Genomic DNA, 5883 nt, shown 5'->3' on the forward strand with positions numbered 1-5883 from the left:
GAAGAGATAAGTAGAAAGACTAAAGAAGCAGGAAAATTTATTTTAGCAACTAACTTAGTAGAGGAAAATAAATTAGAAGCTAGTGAAATTCTGATAACTTATAAAAACCAGCAATCTACGGAAAGAGGATTTCGATTTTTGAAAGATCCCTTATTTTTTACTGATAGTTTCTTCGTTGAAAAACCAGAAAGAATAGAAACAATGTTATTTTTAATGTCTTTGTGTTTGTTGATTTATAACTTGGGGCAAAGAGAATTAAGAAATTGTTTAAAAAGAGTCAAAAAAGGAATAAATAATCAAGTAGGGAAAGTAACATTGCGTCCGACTTTGAGGTGGATATTTCAATGTTTTCAAGGTATTCATTATGTGATTTTAAACGGAGTTAAACAAATTGTCAATTTAACAGAAGAAAGGCATTTTATATTGAGTTTATTACCTGCATCTTGTCAAAGATATTATCTATAAATTGAATTGGATAAAGCAAAAATAATAAAAGAATAAGAGTCTAATGATATCAAATGAGAAGAGGAAACTCTCCTTCGTTTGTGCTGAGTCTTGCTAAGTTTTCAATGAGTATAAATCTTCTTAATTTGATTATTTTTCCTAAAAATTTAATGAAAAGAGAAATATTCTTGCCCAGGTATGATTTTCGGACTTTTTAAAACTATGTATTGTTTTATACTACATTTTGAAGTGCGGAATCTGGGTTTAAACATTGTCCCAAAACCAATGGCAGTTACTGCACCTAAAATTGTTAAGGGTTCGGGAACTGCTGTTGCCTCAAGGGTCACATTATCAAAATTAGTTTGAATACCAAAAGAACTTAAACGAATACCTAATGATTGTCCTATTAATCGGTCATTATTACTGCTAGTATAATGAACATTTACCAAGGAAAATGTTCCAGGAGCGGGTGTAATACTATTATTAGAGGCTATCACTGTATTACCTGCTAATAATTCTATGTTATATCCTACAAAACCTGATCTATTTCGTTGTCCCACATATACACCTAAAGTATATTCGGTATTAGATTGTAGGGTAGCTGAAAGTTGCTGAAAAATATTTCCTCCATTACTCCAAGCAACTTGAACCCCATCAGGAACAGGTTCATTATAATAAGCGTCAAATGTTGTATTAGCATCAGATTTACTAGGATTAAAAACCCCTGTTGTTGAACTAGCTATCCAATGATTGATATTACCGCCACCAATAGCAAATTCACCAAAACGGCTTAAAGGTGCTTCTGGTCCTTCAAAACTATGGTTTAATATGTTAATAGATGCTGCTTTTACTTGTGTAGGTATAGCAGCAATTAAGCAAGAGGAAATTAGAGCTATTTTTAAGGTATTTAAACCATTATTAGAGAGTTTCATGAGTTGTGTGAGTTTCATATTTATAAATAGTTTTACAGTTTGCTTTACTTATAACATTGAAATTTGAAAATGACAAGAGCAACAAAGTAATCTTTGTATTTTATACTCCATAAAAATTCTTTATCTAATATTTTTTAAACGGTGAAAGGACAACTTTTAAAATATTCATTTTCTTGAGTAATACGAACCCCAAACTTAGCCAGTTTACCCTCTTTAATGGCTATTTTTCTAGCATCAGTGTAAGCTTTTTTAATATAGCAATCAGTAATGATTCATGAGATCCTAAAGATCCCCCCTTTAGTTCCCCCCTTCAGACCCCGTCGTTAACGACGGGGTTTGGGGGTTAGGGGGGATCAGCATTCACTTAATTCTCACAACTGATAACTGATTGCTATAGCAGTTTCTAAATAAGATTTAAGAGACTGTTCCTAAACAAAATATTAAGTAGGGTGCATTAGGAAAACTATATTTTTGTGGTAGTAGGGGTCAACGGCCGTTGACCCCTACTATAATTTTTTTGTGCCGTAATGCACGGAAAACTTGCTTTTTGGTGCATTACGCTACGCTAATACACCCTACAGTTTTGTTAAGATTTACTTTACAAACAGTCTCTAAGGGAGGCAGTATCTCTTAAGTTTTGATGAACTCGTTGACGATGTTCAATAATAGAACGATACCAGCTATCTTTCATAGATGACGGTGCATCATGTTATAGTTTTAGTTTGAGTAAATGAGCTAACAGAATCATCAAATTACTTTCTAATGCTCTTTTTTATTATTTTCCAAAGTCGGTTAATTCCTTAATTAAGTTATCAATATCTAAAGAGAAAAATTTACCCTTTTGTAATTGATATATCGTTTTTTATATCCACTGCTGAAAGTCTTGTTCGTAGAGTTTTTTAGACATATTATTAATAGTTTAAAATAATTAAGTGGTTTATTCTATACTTCATAAAAATCTTCATCTAATATCTGTTCAATGGTAAAAGGACAGTTTTGAGGAAAAGAAGGAAGAGTATATAGTTTTGACCTTTCCACTTTTTTCTTAGCCATTTTTAAGGCTTTATCATAATTAGTCTCTAATTGATTTAAAAAGTAATTGTAATAAGTCTTACTTTCTAATAAAGCTAATAAATCATTGCGAAAATTATCAATTTCAGTTTGCCAACCATTAAGATACAATTCTCGATGATCAGTCCAATAACAATAAAATAGTAAATGAGATAACAATCGATAACTTAAACTGTTAATTTCCCTTTTATCACGATTTCCCAAACTCTCAATTTCCTCTACTAAGTCATCCCAGTCTAGTGAGTTAATATCTCGGTTTTTAAGGGCGATCGCTTGCTTTTCTAACCATAAAGCAAAGTCTGTGTTGTAAAGATTAGTTTTCACTTTCTCCTCAGCTAAAAGCGTAAGCTGTGCAGTCCATCAGGCGACTAAATATACATACAGTATCTCTAATCTACTCTCCAAATACATAATAACACATTTTTGCTCATTTTTTTGGGGGTATACTATACCCGTTTTTGTAGCATAAAAAGAGCTACATCTAAATAAAACCTTAAGATTTTTCACTTTTGCGCCTAAATGTCTGGAAACCTTGATATTCAGGCTTTGTGACTTTTCTTCACTGCGATCGCTAACCAAAATGCAAGATATTGACTATGCTGAAACTCTTTCAGGAAGAATTTTACAGCCATTTCCTTGACAAATAATGAGGGGGGTAGAATATGAGCGTTTTTAGTATTTCAATAGACTTTATTCAGATTTAAAACCAATTATGCTATTTTTTGTCTGAAAAAGAGTGCTTTCTCTTTATTTCTACTGTTTACAAGGGTCATATTGCCATTAAATTATCTCATCTCACCCTTGCTAGTCTCACTATTGCTTTTTTCTGATTTCTGTTAGTTTTGGACTTTGAACAAAAAAAGTTCGTTAGCGTATATTTTACGCTAAACTAAAATCCCAAAATATCGGCTCTGTATCAGTCAATAAAATTGGCTGACAAATAGGGCTAATCTATAGATTCTGAGGAAAACTAAGGAGCTTTTGAGTTTTTAGTTGATTTTTTGCTCCCTTTCTTGATAACATCATGACGAGTTCGTGGGGCTTTTTTGTAACCTTTAATACGTCCGGAAGAAAAACCTCGACGTTTGGGAAATTTGGCGAAAGTCCCCAAGGTCGTAATTATTCTTGAAAAGTCTCTTTGAACTAGACTAGGGGTGATTTTGATGGATTTATTAGTCTTCAAATACTGTTCCCAATCACGGGGTAAAACCACAGCTAATTTTCTGGCAGCCCACAAATTTACATAAGAAAGAAGTGTTAGTTTAAACCAATTTTCTTCATGATGTACATCGGGAGTTAAATAAGATGTCATCAATAATCTTTGTTTACCAAATCGAAAAAGATGTTCCATGTCATAACGTTGTCGATAACACTGATAACAATCAACTAAACTTAACTCATCGCGCCGAGAACCAATAACAATAAGCCACATAGTTTTCCAAATACTATTTCTTTCTTGAGCTCTGACAACAATCTGGAGTAAAGTAAAGGGGTGATTGTTCATTTTATAGTTTTTAGTTCCTCTCATTAACATCTGTTTCCATCCCGAAATAGTCACTGTTAATTGACGACCTTTTTTCGTTGTAAAGGGAACATGATGAACTTCATCAGGTTCAGTCCAAGTTTGGTCATCTTTAAGGTCAAATTTATCCCCATACCAACGGGGATGTCCCGAAGTTTTGGCTTGATTTGGGTCCCGAATAAATTGACGATAAAAAACTCGGTCACTTCTAACTCTTGTAATAGTAACTACGTCTTCATGCTTAACTTGTTCCCCAATAAAATCCTTTTGGCTGTAGTCACTATCAGCCACTAATACAGATAATTTATCAGAAAATAAAGAACTTTGCCAGATTTTTTTAGTTGTTGATTGCCTTGATTTACTCCTTTATGTTTAGAGGGGAATCGCTCTCCTGATAAGGGGACAGCCCAAGGGACTTTTTCTGTGTCTATTTGGTCAGGTAAAGCGCAGACAACGGAATAACAATGTCCAATATTAATGGGTTTATTTCCCTTAATTGGATTGGGGTAATGAATAAAGGTTTTATCCGCTAACGTTTCGGCAAACGGTCGTGGACAGGGAGTTGTGTCAATACCAAATAAGTTATAATGTTTTGAAGTGGGAGGAATTGTTCTCGATACCGCTGAAAATAAAGTCTCAATTCTCTGTTCATAATTAGGGTCAGTTTGAGTGGGTAAAAACTCTTGAATTCCTCTATATAAACTGTTACAATCTCTTCTAAATAAAGGATTGAGAGACAATTCAACGACTGAGTGAGCTTGTTGGTTACTGGAGAGGGCATCGAGTAATTCTATAATAGTTTCTTTTCTAGCTTTTAGTCCTTGGAAGAGGTTAGACCTCCACACCAGGAATTCCTCGACAGACGTAGCCGTTTCATTTTTGGTCATTTTTAAAATTTATTACCTTATAAATTAGCGGAATATATACGCTAACATCAAAAGAGGTTGTTTGTTACAGTTAAGGCTAATGTCATCACATTCCGAACTTAAGACCAGTCAAGATGTCCACCTGAGAGCCAAACAAATTAAGAGTCTAATTCGCTCTCTTAAACAGAAAATAAAGAAAATTGAACGGGAAGGGGAAGTAGCACCAGCTAATTGTCATATTATTCGTTATCAGGTTAATGGAAAGAGAACAATCTACTGGTATTATAAACTACAGGCTGCTGAATTAATTTTTCCTATGGCCACTAATAATGAGAAAAAAACCAAATATAAATATTTAGGACGAGCCGGAAGTTCTGCTCATATTGATGCTGTAGAAAAACTCACTAGTGCAGCTTAGCAAAAATAATCCACCAGTCACTTATGATCTTTAAAGCCCTTAAATTTCCAAACGAACGGCTTAGCAAAATGTTGATTAAAGTAATCAATAAAATTGAGAATTTTTTTGGATAGTTCTTCAGTTGAACGGACAGTAATTCTTTTGAGTAAACGCCTGACTAAGATCGAAAACCAACACTCAATTTGATTAAGCCACGATGTATGTTTGGGAATATAAACAAAGCGAATTCGATGAGATTCATCTGATAAAAAATCTGCTCTGCTGTCCATAGATTGCAAAATCCCCTCCTTTCCTTTTCTCCCCAAATCAATAGTAATTCCACAGCTTTCTGCTACTAATTTGACTAAGCTTTCCGATTTATGAGTGTTGAGTTGATCTACAATAAAAATCCATTCTGCTTTTTCATCAATCTTAATCGTTCTCTGGATATGTTCAGAAAAATCTTGTTCTGTTCTTGTCGGTCCAATAGAGGGACTAACAACTTTTCCTCTTGCCACATCCCAGTTCGCAATCAAGCTTAAAGTTCCGTGTCTTTCATATTCAAATTCGATTTTTTCTACTTGTTTAGGCTTGATTCTTTTGTTCGGAAATAATCTCTCAAGAGCTTGAATCCCTGTCATTTCATCTGTA

The 5883-nt window shown here is 33.8% G+C and carries 5 protein-coding genes and 2 pseudogenes; 2 read left to right on the forward strand and 5 right to left on the reverse strand.

Annotation, left to right across the window (positions count from 1 at the left end; genetic code table 11):
• The coding region (locus tag CWATDRAFT_RS29155) for an IS1634 family transposase (protein ID WP_007308337.1) at positions 1–465 on the forward strand (465 nt) is incomplete at its 5' end.
• Between the two features lie 146 nt (positions 466–611).
• Here CWATDRAFT_RS29155 and CWATDRAFT_RS36450 read toward each other — a convergent pair.
• The 4 genes and pseudogenes from CWATDRAFT_RS36450 to CWATDRAFT_RS40740 all read right to left on the reverse strand — a co-directional run bounded on the left by CWATDRAFT_RS36450 (position 612) and on the right by CWATDRAFT_RS40740 (position 4856).
• The gene (locus tag CWATDRAFT_RS36450) at positions 612–1394 is read right to left on the reverse strand and encodes a PEP-CTERM sorting domain-containing protein (protein ID WP_007308343.1); all 783 of its coding nucleotides are present in this window, start codon (positions 1392–1394) and stop codon (positions 612–614) included.
• A 583-nt stretch (positions 1395–1977) separates the two neighbouring features.
• A pseudogene (locus CWATDRAFT_RS34995) lies at positions 1978–2232 on the reverse strand (DUF29 family protein); the annotation flags it as partial.
• Positions 2233–2318: 86 nt separating this feature from the next.
• A complete protein-coding gene (locus CWATDRAFT_RS29165; protein ID WP_007308342.1) occupies positions 2319–2771 on the reverse strand; it encodes a DUF29 domain-containing protein in 453 nt (150 codons plus the stop codon).
• Between the two features lie 646 nt (positions 2772–3417).
• A pseudogene (locus tag CWATDRAFT_RS40740) lies at positions 3418–4856 on the reverse strand (NF041680 family putative transposase).
• 79 nt (positions 4857–4935) lie between these two features.
• Between CWATDRAFT_RS40740 and CWATDRAFT_RS29180 the strand changes: the two are divergent.
• Positions 4936–5253: a hypothetical protein gene (locus tag CWATDRAFT_RS29180; RefSeq protein WP_007308338.1), complete on the forward strand. Its 318-nt coding sequence runs from the start codon at positions 4936–4938 to the stop codon at positions 5251–5253.
• A 17-nt stretch (positions 5254–5270) separates the two neighbouring features.
• Here the strand turns inward: CWATDRAFT_RS29180 and CWATDRAFT_RS29185 are convergent.
• A partial coding sequence (locus CWATDRAFT_RS29185; protein ID WP_007308339.1) for a transposase occupies positions 5271–5883 on the reverse strand: 613 nt, incomplete at its 5' end.

Origin of the sequence: Crocosphaera watsonii WH 8501 (genome assembly GCF_000167195.1) — a bacterium.
In the GTDB taxonomy this organism is placed as follows: Bacteria; Cyanobacteriota; Cyanobacteriia; order Cyanobacteriales; family Microcystaceae; genus Crocosphaera; species Crocosphaera watsonii.